The sequence below is a fragment of the Stenotrophomonas sp. ATCM1_4 genome (genome assembly GCF_004348115.1).
Lineage (GTDB): Bacteria > Pseudomonadota > Gammaproteobacteria > Xanthomonadales > Xanthomonadaceae > Stenotrophomonas > Stenotrophomonas capsici.
In genome coordinates, this window is the sequence record NZ_QPFB01000001.1 from 2,948,572 (window position 1) to 2,968,928 (window position 20,357).

General features: G+C 69.5%; 8 protein-coding genes. 2 read left to right on the top strand and 6 right to left on the bottom strand.

The genetic code is table 11. From position 1 onward, the window contains the following. Window positions 1–41 precede the first annotated feature (41 nt). Entirely contained in the window at window positions 42–8,393 is an 8,352-nt protein-coding gene (locus ATCM_RS13710; protein WP_132865048.1) for an ESPR-type extended signal peptide-containing protein, read from the bottom strand. Window positions 8,394–9,087: 694 nt separating this feature from the next. Continuing rightward, window positions 9,088–12,969 carry a phosphoribosylformylglycinamidine synthase gene (gene purL / locus ATCM_RS13715; RefSeq protein WP_132865049.1) on the bottom strand — a complete coding sequence of 1,294 codons (3,882 nt, stop codon included), beginning with the start codon at window positions 12,967–12,969 and terminating at the stop codon, window positions 9,088–9,090. A 307-nt stretch (window positions 12,970–13,276) separates the two neighbouring features. On the opposite strand from purL, the gene ATCM_RS19480 reads away from it, so the two are divergent. Further along, on the top strand, window positions 13,277–15,379 hold the full coding sequence (locus ATCM_RS19480; protein ID WP_132865050.1) for a glycosyl hydrolase family 18 protein: 2,103 nt from the start codon (window positions 13,277–13,279) through the stop codon (window positions 15,377–15,379). A 79-nt stretch (window positions 15,380–15,458) separates the two neighbouring features. Here ATCM_RS19480 and ATCM_RS13725 read toward each other — a convergent pair whose 3' ends face one another. Both ATCM_RS13725 and xerD read right to left on the bottom strand, forming a co-directional pair. Continuing rightward, window positions 15,459–16,235: a DsbC family protein gene (locus tag ATCM_RS13725; RefSeq protein ID WP_132865051.1), complete on the bottom strand. Its 777-nt coding sequence runs from the start codon at window positions 16,233–16,235 to the stop codon at window positions 15,459–15,461. A gap of 196 nt (window positions 16,236–16,431) precedes the next feature. Continuing rightward, entirely contained in the window at window positions 16,432–17,409 is a 978-nt protein-coding gene (gene xerD, locus ATCM_RS13730; protein ID WP_132865052.1) for a site-specific tyrosine recombinase XerD, read from the bottom strand. A 71-nt stretch (window positions 17,410–17,480) separates the two neighbouring features. Between xerD and ATCM_RS13735 the strand changes: the two genes are divergently transcribed. Then, window positions 17,481–17,951, top strand: a complete 471-nt coding sequence (locus ATCM_RS13735) for an RDD family protein (RefSeq protein ID WP_132865053.1) — start codon at window positions 17,481–17,483, stop codon at window positions 17,949–17,951. Window positions 17,952–18,096: 145 nt separating this feature from the next. On the opposite strand, the gene lptG is transcribed toward ATCM_RS13735, so the two are convergent. Next, entirely contained in the window at window positions 18,097–19,203 is a 1,107-nt protein-coding gene (lptG, locus tag ATCM_RS13740; RefSeq protein ID WP_132865054.1) for an LPS export ABC transporter permease LptG, read from the bottom strand. After that, entirely contained in the window at window positions 19,200–20,285 is a 1,086-nt protein-coding gene (gene lptF, locus ATCM_RS13745; protein WP_132865055.1) for an LPS export ABC transporter permease LptF, read from the bottom strand. The genes lptG and lptF overlap by 4 nt, the downstream gene beginning before the upstream one ends. Between the last annotated feature and the right edge of the window lie 72 nt (window positions 20,286–20,357).

Genomic DNA, 20,357 nt, shown 5'->3' on the forward strand with positions numbered 1-20,357 from the left:
GCGCCCGCCGGTGAGGGCGGGCGCCGCTGTCACCGACGTGCCTACCAGCCGAAGCCGGCGCCCACGCCCACCGAGCTGTCATCGCTGCTGAAGGCACCGCCCAGGGTGACCGTGGCGCGATCGCTGATCGCACGCTGGTAGCCGATGGACAGGGCCGATTCACCGCTCTGGAAGCCCACGCCCACGCCCACGCGGTTCGGCGTGCGTACGCCGGCCGCGCTGGTGGCCATGTTCAACATCGCCGCGTTCATCGCGCCCTGGCGATCAATGCGGCGGTCGATATGCCGCAGGCGGTTGTCCATGTCGTTGCGCAGGCCGGTGAAGCTGTCGGTGAGGCTGCCGAACTTGGTGTCGGTATAGCTGTTGGCCGAGGCGACGCCCTGGTCCAGCTGTCCCTTGTTGACCGCGTCGGTGGCCTGGGTGCCGGCAGCGACATTGGTGATCTGCCGCTCCTGCCCGGCACTGCCCACCGACACGGTGTTGGCACGGTCGGCCACCGAACCCTGGCCCAACGCCACGGCCCCCTGCGCGGTGACGCTCGCGCCCTGCCCCACCGCGGTCCCGGAGGCGGCACTCACGCTGGCGCTTTCACCCACCGCAACGGCATTGGTGGCCGCCGCGGTGATGTGGGTGTTGGCCCCCACCGCGGTGCTGCCGTCGGCGTCAACGCGGGCGTTGCTGCCCAGCGCGGTGTCGTTCGGGCCATGCGCGTAGCTGCTGTTGCCCACCGCGGTGCCGGCGGTGTTGTTGGCCTTGGCCTGGTCGCCCAGTGCGACGCCGCCGGTACTGGCGGTGGTGTCGACGCTGGCGGTACGGGGACCATTGCCATTGCCATTGCCATTACCGTTGCCGTTGCCGTTGCCATTTCCATGGCCGTTCCCGTTCCCGTTCCCGTTCCCGTTGCCATTCCCTGCCAGGCGGCCGTTGATCGAGGTGACCTGGTTGTCCAGTGCCGTCAACGCCGCACCGACGTTGTTGTAGCTGCTGCCCTGGATCACGTAGGTCGGCGCGACGAACACGCCCTGCATGCCGATGCCGGCACCACCGCCGAGGAAGCTGGCCATGTTGCCCAGCGACTGGAACAGCTGGCCCCCGTTGACCGCCTGCATGCTGCCGGCGGCGATGTTGCCGGCGGCCACATTGTCCAGCGTGGTTCCCTTCACGCCGGCCAGGGTCATCGTGTCGCGGCTGCTGTCATCGTAGGTCACGGCGTTGGCGGTGACGTTCTCCACCGTGCCGATGCGGCCATCGATGTCGTCCACGCGCGTCTCCACCGCACCGACCCGCTGGTTGGTGACGTACAACTGGCCACCGGTCACCGCATCGGTGCTGTTCTGGGCGACGCGGCCGTTGGCGACGTTGACGATGCGGCGCGTGGCCGGGCCGTCGGTACCATTGCCACCGCCCACCGAGACCACGTTTGCCTCGGTCGCACGCGAACCGGCACCCAGCGCAACCGAGTTGGCGCCGGACACCCCGGCACCGGCGCCGATGGCGACGCTGTTGACCCCGTTGCTGGCGAACGCGCCATAGCCGATCGCCACGCCGTTGGTCGCGGTGATCGAAGTCTGCCGGCCCAGCGCGGTGCTGTTGGTGCCACGCGCCGATGCATCCGCGCCGACCGCCGTTGCACCGGTGGCGTTGGCGGTGCTGGCCGTGCCCAACGCCGTGGAACGGTTGGCGCTGGCGTTGGCACCCGAACCGGCGGCCAGTGCGTCCGTGCCGCCCGCGCTCGCCGCCGCACTGCCCGTGGCCTGGAAGTACTTGCTGGTCTGGCCGGCGCTGGTTGCCACCGCATCCAACTGCGACTTGTTCACCGCATCGGTGGCCTCGGTACCGGCGGCCACGTTGGTGATCTGGCGCTCATTGCCGGCACTGCCCACCGACACCGTACCGGCGCGGTCGGCAACCGAGCCGGCACCCAGGGCCACCGAACCGGTGCCACTGGCCTCCGCCCCCATGCCCAGCGCGGTGCTCTGCTGGCCCACCGCCCAGGCATTGGCGCCCACCGCGGTGGCGTCATCGCCGAAGGCCCAGCTGGCGCTGCCGATCGCCACCGCATTGGTCGAACCAATGCCGAACAGGCCGAAGCCGGTCTCGGCACCATCACCGATCGCCAGGCTGCCTTCGCCCAGTGCCGAGGCATTGCGGCCCACGGCCACGTTGCCATCCTCGTAGGCCGCCGCATTGAAGCCCACCGCGGTCGTGCCCGCACCTTCGGCGTAGCTCTGCGAACCGGTCGCGGTGCTGTAGTCACCCAGGGCGTTGGCAACCGCGCCATTGGCGGTGGACTGGTCGCCACGTGCCAACGCGCCCACGCCGCTCGCCGTGGCGGCGAAGCCTTCGGCATTGGCGCTGGCACCCAGCGCGGTGCCGCCGACGCCGGCGCTGGTCGCACCGGTATCCACCGGCACGCCACCGACGTTGATCAGCGCATCGCCGTTCTCGTCCACCGCGTTGCCGCCGACGGCCACCGCACCCGGGCCCATCGCCTGCGCGTTCTGGCCGAACGCGGCGGCGTTCTGGCCGCTGGCCAGGGCGTTCATGCCGACCGCGGTCGCCCCGTCGGACAGGGCATTGGCACCACTGCCGTAAGCCGAGGCACCGTTGCCGTAGGCATTGGCCGCCTCGCCGGCGGCCACCGCGTTATCACCCTCGACGTAGGCACCGACATCACTGTCGGCACTGCCGCTGGCCTTGAAGTACTTCGCGGTTATCTGCCCTTCCTCGGCAACGGCGGCCACGTCGTCCAGCTGTGCCTTGTTCACCGCGTCGGTGTCCTCGGTGCCGGCGGCCACGTTGGTGATCTGCCGTTCGCTGCCGACATCGCCCACCGACACCGTGTTGTCGCGGCCCGCCACCGATCCGGCACCCAGCGCCACCGAGTTCTCGGCGCCCGCCTGCGCGCCCGCACCCACGGCGGTGCTGCGCTGGTCGAAGGCCCAGGCATTGGCACCCACCGCGGTAGCGTCATCGCCGAAGGCCCAGCTGCCGCTGCCGATCGCCACTGCGTTGGCCGCACCGATGCCGAACAGGCCGAAGCCGGTCTCGGCACCATCACCGATCGCCAGGCTGCCTTCACCCAGTGCCGAGGCATTGCGGCCCACGGCCACGTTGCCGTCCTCGTAGGCCGCCGCATTGAAGCCCACTGCGGTCGTGCCCGCGCCTTCGGCATAGCTCTGCGAACCGGTCGCGGTGCTGTAGTCGCCCAGGGCGTTGGCAACCGCGCCATTGGCGGTGGACTGGTCGCCACGTGCCAACGCGCCCACGCCGCTTGCCGTGGCGGCGAAGCCTTCGGCATTGGCGCTGGCACCCAGCGCGGTGCCACCGACGCCGGCGCTGGTCGCGCCGGTATCCACCGGCACGCCACCGACGTTGATCAGCGCATCGCCGTTCTCGTCCACCGCGTTGCCACCGACGGCCACCGCACCCGGGCCCATCGCCTGCGCGTTCTGGCCGAACGCGGCGGCGTTCTGGCCGCTGGCCAGGGCGTTCATGCCGACCGCGGTCGCCCCGTCGGACAGGGCATTGGCACCGCTGCCATAGGCCGAGGCGCCGTTGCCGTAGGCATTGGCCGCCTCGCCGGCGGCCACCGCGTTATCACCCTCGACATAGGCACCGACATCACTGTCGGCACTGCCACTGGCCTTGAAGTACTTGCTGGTGGTGTCGGCCACAGCGGCCACTTCGTCCAGCTGCGCCTTGTTCACCGCATCGGTGTCCTCGGTGCCGGCGGCCACGTTGGTGATCTGCCGCTCGTTGCCGACATCGCCCACCGAGACCGTGTTGTCACGCTCGGCCAGCGAATCGGCACCCAGCGCCACGCTGTTTGCTCCCTGCGCGATGGCCGCGTTGCCCAGCGCCGTGCTGTTGGTACCCGGCGACCACGCACCACCGCCCACGGCGGTGGAGTAGTCACCCGAGGCCTCGGCCGGCAGCAGGCCGAACAGCGACCCGCCCACCGCGACGCTGTTGTAGCCGGTCGCCAGCGCGCCCTGGCCGGCGGCCAGGCTGTCTTCGCCACTGGCCACCGCATCGGCGCCAACGGCCACATCGTTGCTGCCGCTGGCCGTACTGCTGTTGCCCAGCGCGGTGCTGTTGAAGCCCGCCGCCTGTGCATAGCCACCCACCGCCGTGGCGTAGCTGGCCGTGGCCTGCGCGGCGAAGCCCTGCGCGCTGGCCGTGGTGCCACTGGCCACGCTCTCCGCGCCCAGTGCGGTCGCCCCGCTGCCTTCGGCGCTGCTGTAGTAGCCCACCGCGGTGGACTCGATGCCATCGGCTTCGGCCAGCACGCCCATCGCCGTGGCGCCATCCCCCGAGGCCGCCGAGGCCGCACCGAAGGCCGCGCTCTGCTCGCCGCTGGCCACGCTTTCCGAACCCACCGCCGTGGCGTACTCGCCGCTGGCGATCACGCTGTCACCGGCGGCGAAGCTGCTGCCACCACTGGCGATGCTGTTGCTGCCCACCGCCGTGGCGTTGTCGCCATCGACGAAGTTGGCGAAGCCGAACGCGCTGCTGTTCTGCCCATCGACCTGGTTGAAGTTGCCCACCGCCGAGCTGTTGGTGCCGTTGGCGGTGTTCACGTAGCCCACCGCACTGGCGTAGTCGCCCGCCGCGCTGTTGTAGCTGCCCACCGCGATGCTCTCCGCACCGCTGGCCACCGAGCCCACGCCCGCCGCCGTGGCACCGTCACCGCTGGCCACCGCGTCATCGCTGCCGTCACCGGCACCGTTGGCCTTGAAGTAGCGGCCCGCCAGCAGCGCGCCTTCGGCCGCTGCATTGAGCTGGTCCACGTTCACCGCGTCGGTGCCTTCGGTACCGGCGGCGACGTTGGTGATCTGCCGGTCGATGGCGGCGTGGGTCACGCCGGCCGCATCGGTCCATTCCTGCGCGGCACCCACCGACACCGTGTTTGCCCGGTCGGCCAGCGAACCGGCGCCCAACACCACGCTGTTCTGCGCGTCCTTGGTGGTCCACGCATTGGAGCCCAGCACGGTTGCGTTCTGCGCCTGCGCGTAGCTGTTGTAACCGACGACAGTGGCGCCGTCCTCGGTCGCCCATGCCTCGGCACCGAGCGCGGTGGTCTGCTTGCCCTCGGTTTCGCTGTAGGCATCCTGCCCGGCCAGTGCATTGGTGCCGACCGCCACGCCCATTTCACCGGTGGCGGCGTTGTTGCCAACTGCCACGCCACCCTGCCCGGCGCGCGTCTGCACGCCGAAGGCGGCACCGGCGATGTCGGCGATGGCGTTCTGGCCCACCGCGGTGGCGACCTCGGCGGCCTGCGCCTGGGTGCCCACGGCGGTACCGAAGAACGTCGCATATGCGCCCGAACCGACCGACACCGCCTGCCAGGCATCGGCGGTCGCGCCGAAGCCGATGGCCGTGGACTCACGCCCGGTGGCCCATGCCGCGTTGCCGATGGCGGTCGCGGCCAGGCCCGAGGCCTGCGCGTCCGCGCCGATGGCCGCGGCGAACAGGCCATTGGCGCTGCTGTCCGCGCCGATGGCCAGCTGCCCGCCCTGCGCGGTGCTGGCATTGGTACCGATGGCGATGTTGTCCTGCGCCGATGCATTGGCGTTCAAGCCCACGGCGATCGCGCCCTCGCCGGTCGCCAGCGCGCTGGTACCCAGCGCGGTCGCGTTGTCGGCCAGTGCATTGGCACCGTTGCCGTAGGCCGAAGCACCATTGCCGATGGCGTTGCTGGCCTCGCCGGCCGCCGTCGCGTTCTGGCCCTCGGCCAGCGCACCGGCATCGCTGTCGTCGCCACCGGTCGCCTTGAAGTACTTGTCGGTGTTGGAGGCGACGGCGGCGACATCGTCGAGCTGCGCCTTGTTCACCGCATCGGTGGCCTCGGTGCCGGCCGCCACGTGGGTGACCTGCCGTTCGGCACCATCGCTGCCGACCGACACGGTGTCGTCGCGATCGGCTACCGAGTTGGCACCCAGCGCGACGCTGTTCACGCCACTGGCCTCGGCCAGGAAGCCCACGGCGGTGGCGTTCTCGGCATTGGCGTAGCTGCCGCCGCCGATCGCGGTGGCGCCGTCACCGGCGGCCGCGGCCAACGTGCCCAGCGTGGTCGCCTGCACCCCTTCGGCGGTCGCCGCGGTGCCCACGGCGGTCGCGCCCAGGTCAGTCGCCTGCGCGCCGTTGCCCAAGGCGGTGGATGCAACGCCACTGGCCTCGGTCGCCTGGGTGATGAAGCCCGGGAAGCCGTACAGCAGGTCGCCGATGTCGGCCACGCCGCCCACCGCGGTGCTGTAGTCGCCGCTGCTCACCGCCGCGAAGCCCACCGCGGTGGCGTAGGTGGCCGTGGATTCACTGCCATAGCCCAGCGCCGTGCTGCGTGCGCCGCTGGCATCGGCAAAGCTGCCGTTGGCGGTGGAATAGGCCCCGCCAGCGCTGCTGCGGTAGCCGGTGGTGGTGGATTGCGCGCCCTCGGCCGTCGCGCCGGCACCATTCGCCGTCGAGAACACCCCGGTCGCCACCGCGCCGGCGCCAAAGGCCGATGCGCCCACGCCGGACGCCGTGGTGGTCTGGTCCAGCACGACGTTGCCGTCGGCATCCTCGAAGTACAGGCGGCCACCGTTGGCGGTGCTGGAATCCCCTTCGGCCACCGCGTTGTAACCGGTGGACGTGGCGTACTGGCCGGTGGCGACCGCGCCGCTGCCGATGGCCGACGCCCCCAGCGCCAGTGCCGAACTGGAAGAACCCAGCGCGGTGGCGTAGTCCCCCTGCGCCATCGCGTTGCTGCCCGATGCAGTCGCCTCCTCGCCTTCGGCGATGGCGCCGTTCTCGCCGGTGGCAACGAAGTACTTGCTGTTGGCGGTGGCTTCGTCCAGCTGCGCCTTGTTCACCGCATCGGTGTCCTCGGTGCCGGCGGCCACGTTGGTGATCTGCCGCTCGTTGCCGACATCGCCCACCGAGACGGTGTTGTCACGCTCGGCCAGCGAGTCGGCACCCAGCGCCACGCTGTTTGCTCCCTGCGCGATGGCCGCGTTGCCCAGCGCCGTGCTGTTGGTACCCGGCGACCACGCACCACCGCCCACGGCGGTGGAGTAGTCACCCGAGGCCTCGGCCGGCAGCAGGCCGAACAGCGACCCGCCCACCGCGACGCTGTTGTAGCCGGTCGCCAGCGCGCCCTGGCCGGCGGCCAGGCTGTCTTCGCCACTGGCCACCGCATCGGCGCCAACGGCCACATCGTTGCTGCCGCTGGCCGTGCTGCTGTTGCCCAGCGCGGTGCTGTTGAAGCCCGCCGCCTGTGCATAGCCACCCACCGCCGTGGCGTAGCTGGCCGTGGCCTGCGCGGCGAAGCCCTGCGCGCTGGCCGTGGTGCCACTGGCCACGCTCTCCGCGCCCAGTGCGGTCGCCCCGCTGCCTTCGGCGCTGCTGTAGTAGCCCACCGCGGTGGACTCGATGCCATCGGCTTCGGCCAGCACGCCCACCGCCGTGGCGCCATCCCCCGAGGCCGCCGAGGCCGCACCGAAGGCCGCGCTCTGCTCGCCGCTGGCCACGCTTTCCGAACCCACCGCCGTGGCGTACTCGCCGCTGGCGATCACGCTGTCACCGGCGGCGAAGCTGCTGCCACCACTGGCGATGCTGTTGCTGCCCACCGCCGTGGCGTTGTCGCCATCGACGAAGTTGGCGAAGCCGAACGCGCTGCTGTTCTGCCCATCGACCTGGTTGAAGTTGCCCACCGCCGAGCTGTTGGTGCCGTTGGCGGTGTTCACGTAGCCCACCGCACTGGCGTAGTCGCCCGCCGCGCTGTTGTAGCTGCCCACCGCGATGCTCTCCGCACCGCTGGCCACCGAGCCCACGCCTGCCGCCGTGGCACCGTCGCCGCTGGCCACCGCGTCATCGCTGCCGTCACCGGCACCGTTGGCCTTGAAGTAGCGCTGCACGTTCTCGCCGGCGGCCGCCACGGCATCCAGCTGCGCCTTGTTCACCGCATCGGTGGCCTCGGTGCCGGCGGCCACGTGGGTGACCTGCCGCTCGCTGCCCGACGTGCCCACCGAAATGCTGTTGGCGCGGTCGGCGACCGAGCCGGCACCCAGTGCCACGCTGCCGTCGGCCGAGGCGACCGTGCCGGCGCCAATGGCCACCGCGTTGCTGCCCGTGGCCTGCGCGTCACCGGACGTCGCGCAATCCACCAGGGTCGCGCTGCCCAGCACCATGCACTGCCCGCTGCCGCCCACTTCGACCGATTGCGCCTGTACGGCGGTAACCGTTCCTGCGCCCAGTCCCAGGGCGATGGCCAGGGACAAGGCCTGCAGCCGATGGCTGCCGGCGCGTCGCTCATCGACGACGACGCCCGACGCGTTGGAAGTGGCCAACTCCGATGCCACGACCAGCTGCCCCAATGCCTTGTTCCACACCTTGCGATAAATCCGATTCATCGTCACAGCTCCTCAAGTGGGGTGGTTTATTCCGCTTGCAGAAACGGCCATCGCTGGACTGAACGCGTCCAACGATCCCCCTGAGGTGTTGTGGATCCTGTCTCCCGGACAACCGGGCACGCGAGGCTCACGCCTGCCGTGGCGGCTCTCGCCCGTACGGATGTGTAACCACGGTTCCGTACGTGTCGAGGCGCTACAGGATGGTTCGAGTGTTAATCGACGATTTATCTAGCGTCAAGTTTCCGGCTGCATAACGATTTTTGAGATGCATCGCACAAATCTCCTTTCCAAAGGAGATGATTTTTGGGAAATTTCTTATGAAACAAACGGATGCGTGTGTTGTCCCCAAGCCATCGCCGCACGCTCTGCAGGCATGACAGGCCCGGCCGGCGGCCAGCCCCGGGCCTTGTCCTACGGGCGTTTCCAGCCAATCTTCCGTCGGGGAACCCAATCCCGATGGCGACACGTGTTCAGGGCGGCTTTTTTTGCGCTGCAGGAATGACCACAGCGCCGGACGCGCGCCAAACCGTCCCGGGCAGCCTGCCACCGCCACCGGATACCCCGACGACACCTGAACCCCCACATCCGGGACCTGCCCGCCACCGGCCTGTCCCCCCCAAAAAAAAACCCGCGGCAGCGGCCACGGGCTTTCCCGGACGGCCCCGACAGGGTCGGGGCCATTTCCCAGCGTTACTCAGCCACACCACACGCGGGCATTGCGGAACATCCGCAGCCACGGCGAGTCCTCGCCCCAACTGCGCGGCGCCCAGCTCAGGTTGACCGTGCGCGGGGTGCGTTCCGGGTGCGGCATCAGGATGGTGACGCGGCCATCGCTGGTGGTCAGGCCGGTGATGCCGTCCGGCGAACCGTTCGGGTTCAGCGGGTACTGCTCGGCCACCCGGCCATCGCCGTCGACGTAACGCAACGCGATGTTGGCGGCGGCCTGGTCCACGGCGTTGTCGAACTCGGCGCGGCCTTCACCATGCGCCACGGCCACCGGCAGGCGCGAGCCGGCCATGCCACGCAGCAGGATCGACGGCGACTCCTGCACTTCCAGCAACGCGGTGCGGGCTTCGAACTGCTCGCTGCGGTTGCGCTGGAACACCGGCCAGTGCTCGGCACCGGGGATGATGGCCTTGAGCTGGCTGATCATCTGGCAGCCGTTGCACACGCCCAGCGCGAAGGTGTCCGGACGCGCGAAGAAGGCGGCGAATGCCTCGCGCAGCGCCGGGCGCTCCAGGATCGAGGTCGCCCAGCCACGGCCGGCACCGAGCACGTCGCCGTAGCTGAAGCCGCCACAGGCAGCCAGGCCACGGAAATCGGACAGCTGCACGCGGCCTTCGATCAGGTCGCTCATGTGCACGTCGTAGGCGTCAAAGCCCACGCGCTCGAAGATGTTGGCCATCTCGATCTGGCCGTTGACGCCCTGCTCGCGCAGGATCGCGACCTTCGGCCGCGCACCGCTGGCGATGAACGGCGCGGCCACGTCCTCGGCCGGATCGAAGCTCAGCTTCGGCTTCAGGCCCGGCGCGTTGAAGTTGCGGGCCAGCGCGCGCTCCTGGTCGGCCGCTTCCGGGTTGTCACGCAGCTTCTGCATGGCGTGGGTCACCGACCACCAGGCGTCGAACAGCTCTTCCCAACGCCATTCCACCAGGCTCTCGCCGCCCAGCTGCACGCGCACCACCGGTGCGGTGCTCGGGCGCGCGATGCGCTGCGCGCATTCGGTCAACGCATGCCGCTCGACCAGGTCGGCGAACGCGGCGCGGTCCTCCTTGGCGATCTGCACCACGGCGCCGAGTTCTTCGTTGAACAGGCTGCGGAACGGGTCATCGCCCCAGGCATCGAGCACGATGTCCAGGCCCAGGCGCGAGGCGAAGGACATCTCGCACAGCGCGGCGAACGCACCACCGTCGCTGCGGTCGTGGTAGGCCAGCAGCAGACCGGCCTCACGTGCATCGCGGATCAGTTCGAAGAACCCACGCAGGCGCTCGGGGTCGTCAAGGTCCGGCACTTCACCGGCAAACGCCGGCAAGGCACTGTGGTCGGCCTGGGTCTGGGCCAGGATCGAACCACCCAGACGCTGCTTGCCCGCACCCAGGCCGATCAGCCACAACTCACTTTCGGCTTCACGGTCGAGCAGCGGGGTCAGCTGCTGGCGCGCATCGACCACCGGCGCGAACGCCGAGATCACCAGCGACACCGGCGACACCGATTTCTCGGCCTTGCCGTCAGCCTGCCACTGCGCCTGCATCGACAGCGAGTCCTTGCCCACCGGGATGCTGATGTCCAGCTGCGGGCACAGCTCCATGCCCACCGCCTTGACCGCGTCGTACAGCAGCGCGTCTTCGCCGTCGTGGCCGCAGGCGGCCATCCAGTTGGCCGACAGCTTGACCGTATCCAGCGACAGCACCGGTGCGGCACACAGGTTGGTGATCGCTTCGCCCACCGCCATGCGCGCCGAGGCGGCGGCGTTGAGCAGGGCCAGCGGGGTACGCTCGCCCAGCGACATCGCTTCACCGGCGTAGGTGTCGAAACCGGCCAGGGTGATGGCGACATCGGCCATCGGCAGCTGCCACGGGCCGATCATCTGCTCGCGTGCGGTCAGGCCGCCGACGCTGCGGTCACCGATGGTGACCAGGAAGCTCTTGGAAGCAACGGTCGGATGCGCCAACACGCGCAGGCCGGCTTCATGCAGGTTGATGCCGGCGGTCTTGAGCTGCGGCCAACGCGGTGCAGCCGGATGCGTGGTGTCGCGATGCATCTTCGGCGCCTTGCCGAACAGCACGTCCATCGGCAGATCAATCGGTGCATCGGCCGGAATGTTGCCCGGCGTAGCGCCGTAAGCGACAACCAGGCGTTCCTCGGCGGTGGCGATGCCGACCGCGGCGAACGGACAACGCTCGCGTGCGCAGATGTCGGTGAACTCGGCCAGGCGCCCGGCCGGGATGCCCAGCACGTAGCGTTCCTGCGATTCGTTGCACCACAGTTCCAGCGGCGACAGCGACGGATCGTCGGTGGGCACCTTGCCCATATCGATCACGCCACCCACGCCGGAGTCGTGCAGCAGTTCCGGGATGGCATTGGACAGGCCACCGGCGCCGACGTCATGGAAGAACTTGATCGGGTTGTCGGTGCCCATGGCCACGCAACGGTCGATCACTTCCTGGCAGCGGCGCTCCATTTCCGGGTTGTCGCGCTGCACGCTGGCGAAATCCAGGTCCTCGGCGCTCTCGCCGGAGGCCACCGACGAGGCGGCACCGCCGCCCAGGCCGATCAGCATCGCCGGGCCGCCGAGCACGATGACGATGTCACCGTCCTGCAGGCGCAGCTTGTCCACCTGCACGCGGTCGATCGCGCCCAGGCCACCGGCCAGCATGATCGGCTTGTCATAGGCGCGGGTGATCTCGCCTTCCGGCAGTTCGAAGCTGCGGAAGTAACCCAGCAGGTTCGGACGGCCGAACTCGTTGTTGAACGCGGCGCCGCCGAGCGGGCCGTCGAGCATGATGTCCAGCGCCGGTGCCATGCGCGGGTTCAGCGCGCGCGGCGCTTCCCACGGCTGCGGCAGGGTCGGGATGCGCAGGTGCGAGACCGAGAAACCGGTCAGGCCCGCCTTGGGCTTGCCGCCGCGGCCGGTCGCGCCTTCGTCGCGGATTTCGCCACCGGCACCGGTCGATGCGCCCGGGAACGGGGCGATCGCGGTCGGATGGTTGTGGGTTTCCACCTTGATCTGGAAGGCGCTGGGCACCACCGCTTCGCTGCGGTACTTGCCGCTGGCCGGGTCCGGGCGGTAACGCGCGGCCGGCTCACCCTCGATCACCGCGGCGTTGTCGCTGTACGCGCTCAACGTGTGCTGCGGGGTCTGCTGGTGGGTGTTCTTGATCATCTTGAACAGCGAGCGGTCCTGCGCCTGCCCATCGATGGTCCAGCTGGCGTTGAAGATCTTGTGGCGGCAGTGCTCGGAATTGGCCTGCGCGAACATCATCAGCTCGACGTCGGACGGATCGCGGCCCAGCTCGGTGTAGCGCTGGCGCAGGTACTCGATCTCGTCCTCGGCCAGGGCCAGGCCCAGGCGCTTGTTGGCGCTTTCCAGGTCGGCCAGCGCGATGCGCTCCAGCTGGCCGCGGGCCAGGCTGGTGAACAGTGCCTGCGCCTGCCCGATGTCGGTCAGCAGCGACTGCGTCATCGGGTCGTGCAGCAGCTTGGCCACCGCGGCCTGCTGGGCCGGGTCGGCCGGCCAGCCGCTCAGGTCGATGCGGGTACCGCGCTCCACGCGCTGGATCGCCAGGCCGGCGCCACGCACCAGCTCGGTGGCCTTGCTCGACCACGGCGACAGCGTGCCCAGGCGGGGCACCACGTAGCGCGACACCGCGCCGTCGGCGCGTTCGGCCGCCTGCGGCTGGCCCTGCACGATGCGGCCCAGCGTGGTCAGGTCGACCGCGCCGGCATCGGCAGCTTGGGTGAAATAGACATGCCAGGCACCGGTGATACGCAGGTCGGCGGCGATGGACTGCAGGCGGGATTCAAGACGTTCGCGACGGAACGGCGAAAGGGCAGCTGCGCCCTCGAGGACGATCATGTCCGGGAAACCATGGTTAGGAATCGGGCCCGGCATTGTACCGGAGTCCGCCGCCGCTCCCCTGATTTCCGGTTCAGCGCGGGCAGGCGCTGGCCGGGCGCCAGCGGCAATCGCCCGGTGTGGAGGGAAAGCGGGGTTACGGTTCCCCCCTCGCTATGCTCATTCAGCCGGTGGCGCTGCCCCGGCCCGTCCGCCCGCCTTACCGCTCGCCAACGGAACTACCCCAACCCGGCCCCGGCCAGGCGCTTGATGCGCGGGCCATGCCGAAGGCATGCCCCGCGCCGGCCACCCCCAAAGGAGATTGACCATGACGGATCATCCCAACCACCGCCCGCCCCACCGGCGCCGTCGCACCCGCACCGGCCTCCTCCTGGCCACGGTGATGGGCCTGGCCGCGCTGCCAGCGGCCCAGGCCGCCGATTGCACCGGCGTGAAGCCCTGGATCGCCACCACGATCTACTCGCCCGGGCAGACCCTGCAGAAGGACGGAGTCCTCTACCAGGTCCAGCAACAGATCTGGAACGCCGCGCCGGACCATCCCGCCGGCCGGCGCTACTACCGCTCCCTTGGCCGTTGCGGGAGCGGCGCCGGTAATCCGCCACCGCCTTCCCCGCCGCCGGCCAACCAGGCGCCGCAGGTCCGGCTGACCGCTCCTTCGGCCGGCAGCCGTTTTGCCGCCGGCAGCACGGTCACGCTCCGCGCCGATGCCTCCGATCGCGATGGCAGTATCCGCAAGGTCGAGTTCTTCCATGACGGCAGGTCGCTGGGCGTGGCCCCCCAGGCCCCGTACACCCTGCAATGGCAAGCGGTTCCAGCCGGCACCCATGTGCTCAGCGCCCTGGCCACCGACGACCGCAATGCGAGCACGCGCTCGGCCACGGTCACCCTCATCGTCCCCCCCGCTCCCCACGAGGACAGGGATACCACCGCACCCACCGTCCCCGCCGCAATGTCGGCCCAGGCGTTGGACCCGAACCGCGTCCAGCTGCGCTGGAATCCGTCCAGCGACAATCCCGGTGGCAGCGGGCTGGCCGACTACGACCTGTACCGCGATGACCGCCTGGTCGCCTCGCCCTCCACCCCCTCCTACCTGGACAGCGGCCTGGCACCTGACACCGCCTACCGCTACGCCGTGCGGGCCCGCGACGTGGCCGGGAATGCTTCGGCCCGCAGCACACCGGTGGGCGTGCGCACCCCGTCTGCCGACACCGACGGCGACGGCCCGGGCGCCAGGCGGCTCATCGGCTACTTCACCCAGTGGGGCATCTACGGCCGCAACTACAAGGTCAAACAGATCGACAGCAGCGGCTCGGCGGCCAAGCTGACCCACATCAACTATGCCTTCGGCAACGTGCGCAACAACCGCTGCGAGGTCGGCATCACCCAGGCCGCGAACCCGGGCACCGGCAGCGGTGGCGATGCCTATGCCGACTACACGCGCAGCTTCGGTGCGGCCGAGAGCGTCAGCGGCCGTGGCGATACCTGGAACCAGCCGCTGCGCGGCAACTGGAACCAGCTGCGCCAGCTCAAGGCCAAGCACCCACACCTGAAGGTGCTGATCTCGCTCGGTGGCTGGACCTGGTCACGCGGCTTCTCCAGCGCCGCGCAGCCGGAGAACCGCGCCGCATTCGTGGCCTCGTGCATCGATGCCTACATCAAGGGCAACCTGCCGTTCACCGACAACGCGGGTGGGCCGGGCGTGGCCGCGGGCATCTTCGACGGCATCGACGTGGACTGGGAGTACCCGGCCGACCGGCAGAATTTCACCGCACTGCTGGCCGAGTTCCGCCGCCAGCTCGATGCGGTCCGCCCCGGCATGCTGCTGACCGTGGCGGTGGGTGCCGGCATCGACAAGATCCGCGTGACCGACCCCGGGGAGTACCACCGCTACTTGGATTTCATCAACGTGATGACCTACGACTTCCACGGTGCCTGGGCACCACGTACCAACCACCATTCGGCACTGTTCGATTCGCCGGCCGACCCGTCCAGCGGGGACGAGCGCCTGTACAACAGCAATGACGCGATCGAGGCCTACCTTGCCCGCGGCGTGCCGGCCCACAAGTTGAACCTGGGCGTGGGCTTCTACGGCCGCGGCTGGACCAACGTGGCACCGACCAACAACGGCCTGTACCAGCCTGGCCGCCCGGCGGCTGGCAGATACGAAGCCGGCATCGAGGACTGGAAAGTGCTCAAGGACCTGGGCTGGCCGGCCTACCGCGACCCGGCCGCCAAGGCCGCGTGGATCTACAACAGCACAACCTTCTGGAGCTTCGATACCCCGGAGATGCTCATCGAGAAGATGGCCTACGTGAAGGCCCAGGGCCTGGGCGGCGCGTTCTTCTGGGAGTTCAGCGGTGACGATGCGCAGGGCACGATGGTCAACGCGCTGGACCGCGGCCTGAAGTAAGCGGCGCGCCCGCAAACAAAAAGCCCCTCCATTGGAGGGGCTTCCGGTATCACGTGCAGCCGATCAGCCGGCGAATGGATCAGCGACCGCCGCCGGCGGCGTCGATGCGCTCCAGCGCGGCCTTGAGCTGTGCCGGCGGCAGGTAGCCACCGAGCTGGCTGCCATCGGCGGCGAAGATCGCCGGGGTACCGTTGATGCCCAGCTGCTGGCCGAGGTTGTACTGCATGGCGACCGGGTTGGTGCAGGTCTTCGGGGACACCGGCTGGCCGGACTTGGCCGCAGTCAGCGCGGCCTTGCGGTCGCTGGCGCACCAGACCGAGATCATGTCGGTGTAGTCCTTGCTGCCCAGGCCCATGCGCGGGAACGCCAGGTACTCGACCGCGATGCCGTTGCGGTTGAGCTCGGCGATGTCCTGATGCAGCTTGCGGCAGTAACCACACTCGATGTCGGTGAACACGCTGATGGTGTACTTGGCATTCGGCGGGGCGAACACGATGCGGTCCGCGTGCGGCAGGGTCGCCAGCAACCCGCGGCGGTACTGCAGCAGCCCGGCGCTGGTGGCCATGGCCTTCTTCTGGATGTCATACGGCTGCGACTGCATCAGGTAGCGGCCATCGTCGGTGACGTACAGCACCTGGCCGGACACGATCACCTCACGGAAACCCGGGAACGGCGCGGCACCGATGTAGTCGGGGCTGAAGTTCGGGTCGAGCTGCTTGAGCGCATCGCGCACGGTCTGCTCGACCGGGCCTTCGGCGACCTGTGGCGCAGGGGCGGCGGCGGTCGGCGAGGCCTGCTGCGCACAGGCGGTAAGGCTGATCGCGCCCAGCAGCGCGGCAATGGCAATTCGGTACATCGGCAACCCGTGGGAAGAAATATCCGACCGATTCTCGCATACGCCCCTGCAACGCGCCGTGCGGGCAGCCGGCAACCTGCCACGGGACATCTGGACAAATATTCACCAGCCACCGGAAACGCCGGCGGGGCAAGGGGTACCGGCATTTATCCACAGCTTGTGCGGCCACTGCCGCACACCCGTTGTGGAAAACCCCTCAACCGCGCGGGTGATGCCTGCGGTGCAGCTTCTGCAGGTGCTCGCGCGCCACCAGCGTGTAGATCTGGGTGGTGGACAGCGAGCTGTGGCCCAGCAGCATCTGCAGCGCGCGCAGGTCCGCACCGTGGTTGAGCAGGTGGGTGGCGAAGCTGTGGCGCAGGCCGTGCGGGCTGATCTTGCCCGGGTCGATGCCCGCGACCGCTGCACTGGCCTTCACCAAGGCCCAGAACTGCTGCCGGCTCAAGGGCTTGCGCTCGTTGCCGACGAACAACGGCACCTGCCCGTCCGGCGTGGCCTGCACCGCCTTGCCGCCGGTCAACTGCGGGCGCGCCTGCGCCAGGTAGCGCTCCAGCCAGTGCTGGGACTCCTCGCCCAATGGCACCAGCCGCTCCTTGCTGCCCTTGCCGGTCACCCGCAGCACGCCCTGGCGCAGGTTGACCGCATTGGCCGGCAGGTTGACCAGTTCGCTCACGCGCAGGCCGGCGGCGTACATCAGCTCCAGCATCGCGCGGTCGCGCAGGCCTTCGGCGGTCTCCACGTCCGGCGTGGCCAGCAGCGCATCGATCTGGCTTTCGGCCAAGGCCTTGGGCAGCGAGCGCGGCAGCTTGGGCGGCTCCAGCAGGGCGGACGGATCGTCATGCCGCTCACCGCGCTTGAGGCCATATCCGAAGAACGCCCGCAACGCCGACAGCAGCCGTGCATTGCTGCGGGCCGTCCAGCCATGCCGGGTACGCCAGGCCAGGTAATCGAACAGGCCCGCGCGATCGATGCCAGCCAGGCCATCGCCGGCGCCGTCACGCCACCGCGCCAGCCCTTCCAGATCACGGCGGTAGCTGTCCAGCGATGCCCGGGCCAGGCCCTGCTCGGCCCAGATCGCATCCAGGAAACGCTGGATCAGGCGGGCATCGGCATCGCGCAGCGGCGGCAGCTGCTGCACCATCTGGCGGCGTTCGGCGGGCGTCAATGCGGCGGACATCGGCACAAGCATAGGGGCTGGCCGTGCCGCTGCCCATGCATCGTCGCCGTCCCAGCCCGTATGCTCGGCACATGACGATCGCCGCCGACGCTCCTCCCGCCCGCCCTTCCGCCCTGCTGCCACGTCGGCTGGCGGCACTGTTCTACGACTTCTGGCCGGCATTGGCGTTGTGGATGCTGGTCTCGGCGGTATTCACCGTCGGCTACACCCTGGCCGGCCATGCCGCACGCGAGAACATCCATCCCTTCAGCGGCCTGCAATGGCTGCTGTGGCTGTGCTGCTGGATCGTGGCTGGCATCTACGCCACCGCCAGCTGGAAACGCGGTGGGCAGACCCTGGGCATGCGCCCGTGGCACCTGCACCTGCGCGCGATCGATGGCGGCCCGATCGGCACCGGCGCGCTGTGGGTGCGTTACGCGGTCGGCACGTTGTCGCTGCTGTGTGGCGGCCTTGGGTTCTGGTGGGCGCTGGTGGATCGCCAGCGCCTGACCTGGCATGACCGTGCCAGCGGCACGCGCCTGGTGAAGCTGCCGAAGCCGTGATCGCCCGACGCGGATACGTGCCGGGAGTCGCTGCGCGGACTCCCCGCCTGCCGGCAGGCGAGCACGCTCACGCAGGTTGGGAAGCCATCCCGGCCTTGGATCAATGGCCGCGTCACGGGTACAGGCTTGGCGGCCAAGGCCGTTCCTAGCCGACCCGTCGTCGTGACAGCCAGCCGGAGATGGCCAGCATCATGATCGGCGGCAGCGCATAGGCGATGCGGTAATCGATCTTCAACGCGCCGGCCATACGGCCGAAGAACATCTGCAGCAGCAGGAAGCCCAGCGCGAACAGCATGCCCAGGAACAGGCGCTTGCCCATGCCGCCACTGCGCAGCGAACCGAACGCGAACGGCACCGCGGCCAGGCACAGCGCCAGCACGTTCAACGGGTAGAACCAGCGGCTCCAGTACGTGTCCTCGTAGTCCCGCGCGTCCAGCCCGTTGCGCTTGCGGTAGTCGATGCTGGTCTTGAGCTCGCCCGCGCTGAGGTTACGCGGGCGCGCCAGGCCCGACGCCAGCGCCGCGGCGTCCAGGTTCGACTCCCAGACTTCGCTCTCGGCGGTTTCGCGGGTCACCGAACGGTCGCCGAACACGTCGCGGCGGACCTTGCCCAGTACCCAGCCATTCTGGTCATGGGTGGCGGTCACCGCATAGGTCAGCGTTGCCAGCCGGCCGGCATCGTCGAGGGTGTACAGCCGGACCTCGTTCAGCACCAGGCGGCTGCGCCCCTCGTCGTCGAGCAGTTCCTCGCCATTCTGTGCGTTGAGGAAGGTGTCGCCCTCGCGCGCCCACAACCCGTAATAGCGGGCCATGGTCATGTCGGTGTTGTACTTGGCGCTGGTCTTGAGCGCATCGGCACGGTTCTGCGACCACGGTGCCAGCGTCTCGCCGTTGACCACCATCAGCACGGTCAGCAGCGACAAGGCGATCGCCACCGACCCGGCGATCCGCCGCCGCGACACGCCCACCGCGCGCAGCGCGGTCAGCTCGGAGGTCGCTGCCAGCTGGCCCAGGCCCATCAGCGCACCGATCACCGCGGCCATCGGGAACAGCGTGTAGGCACGGCGCGGGACGGTGTAGGCGGTCCAGGCCAGCGCATGGCCGAAGGTATAGCTGCCCACGCCGATGTTCTTGGCCTCGCCGGACAGCGCCAGGATGGCGTCCAGCCCCAACAGCACCAGCCAGACCAGCAGCACGGTCGCCAGCACGTTGCGGCCGACGTAGATGTCATGGATGCGCGGGGTCAGCCTCATGCCGTTGCTCCTGCGCGCGGGCGACCCAGCCGGCCATCACGGAAATACAGCCAGAGCGCCAGCGCCAGCAGCGGCACGGTCAGCCACCACATGCCCAGCCCGGCCGGGATGTCGCCCTTGGCCAGCCACTGCCGGCCGAGGATGCTCAGCTGCACGCCCACCATGTAGGCCAGGAACGCCATCATGATCCGGCCATAGCGCTGCTGGCGCGGCGCGCTGCGCGCCAGTGGCAGGGTCAGCAGGGCGAAGGCCAGCGCCAGCAGCGGCGGGGTGATGCGCCAGTGCAGCTGGGCCTTGGCCTCCGGCCGCGGGTCCGCGAGCAGTTGCCCGGTGGTCATCATTTCCGGGTCGTCCTTGTCGCGCGTCTCGTCGCGGTCGGGCAAGGCGATCTCGTTGCTGGCGTAGCGCATCAGGCGATAGTCCAGTGCCCCGTTCTCCGGGCCCTCGACCCGGTAGCCGTCCTCCAGGCGCAGGAACCGCTGGCGCTCGCCCTCGAAGAACATCGAGCCCTGCTTGGCCGACACCACGTCGATCCGGCCATCGCGGGTGCGCTGCATGAAGACCTTGCCCATCCGGGTGCCGTCCTCGTTGAGCGAGGACAGGTAGATGATGCCGCCGCCGGACACCTGGGTGAACTTGCCCGGCTCCAGCCCGGCCACCACGACGCTGCGGCTGGCGTCCTCGATCATCTGCTCGGAGGTGCGGTCGGCCCAGGGGCCCAGCCACACCGAGCACAGCGCCACCAGTGCCACGACCGGCGCCACCAGCAGCAGGATCGGCTTGAGCAGGCGCCGCGGGCCGACGCCCACGCCGGTCAGCACCGCCATTTCCGAGTCGCGGTAGAGCCGGGCGATGGCCAGCGCCAGGCCCAGCATCAGGGCCAGCGGCACGATGATCGGCAGGTAGACCACGAACTGCAGGCCCAGCTGGGACAGCAGCAGCCCGGCGGGCATGCGCCCGTCGGCGATGCGGCCGAGGATGTCGACCAGCACGCCGCCGACACTCACCACCAGCAGGACGATCAAAGTGGCCAGAAAGCTCTGGAGGAAGTCGCTCAGCAGGTAGCGGTCAAGCTTCGCCATAGGGTCGGTGGTTTAAACTCTCGGTTTCGTCCGCGGCACGCCGGTCCATGGGACCGTACGTAAACAGCCTGC

Excerpts from the sequence above, each read along its gene's own strand:
- ATCM_RS13710 (WP_132865048.1), bottom strand. The coding sequence starts at position 8,393 with ATGAATCGGATTTATCGCAAGGTGTGGAACAAGGCATTGGGGCAGCTG.
- purL (WP_132865049.1), bottom strand. The coding sequence starts at position 12,969 with ATGATCGTCCTCGAGGGCGCAGCTGCCCTTTCGCCGTTCCGTCGCGAA.
- ATCM_RS19480 (WP_132865050.1), top strand. The coding sequence starts at position 13,277 with ATGACGGATCATCCCAACCACCGCCCGCCCCACCGGCGCCGTCGCACC.
- ATCM_RS13725 (WP_132865051.1), bottom strand. The coding sequence starts at position 16,235 with ATGTACCGAATTGCCATTGCCGCGCTGCTGGGCGCGATCAGCCTTACC.
- xerD (WP_132865052.1), bottom strand. The coding sequence starts at position 17,409 with ATGTCCGCCGCATTGACGCCCGCCGAACGCCGCCAGATGGTGCAGCAG.
- ATCM_RS13735 (WP_132865053.1), top strand. The coding sequence starts at position 17,481 with ATGACGATCGCCGCCGACGCTCCTCCCGCCCGCCCTTCCGCCCTGCTG.
- lptG (WP_132865054.1), bottom strand. The coding sequence starts at position 19,203 with ATGAGGCTGACCCCGCGCATCCATGACATCTACGTCGGCCGCAACGTG.
- lptF (WP_132865055.1), bottom strand. The coding sequence starts at position 20,285 with ATGGCGAAGCTTGACCGCTACCTGCTGAGCGACTTCCTCCAGAGCTTT.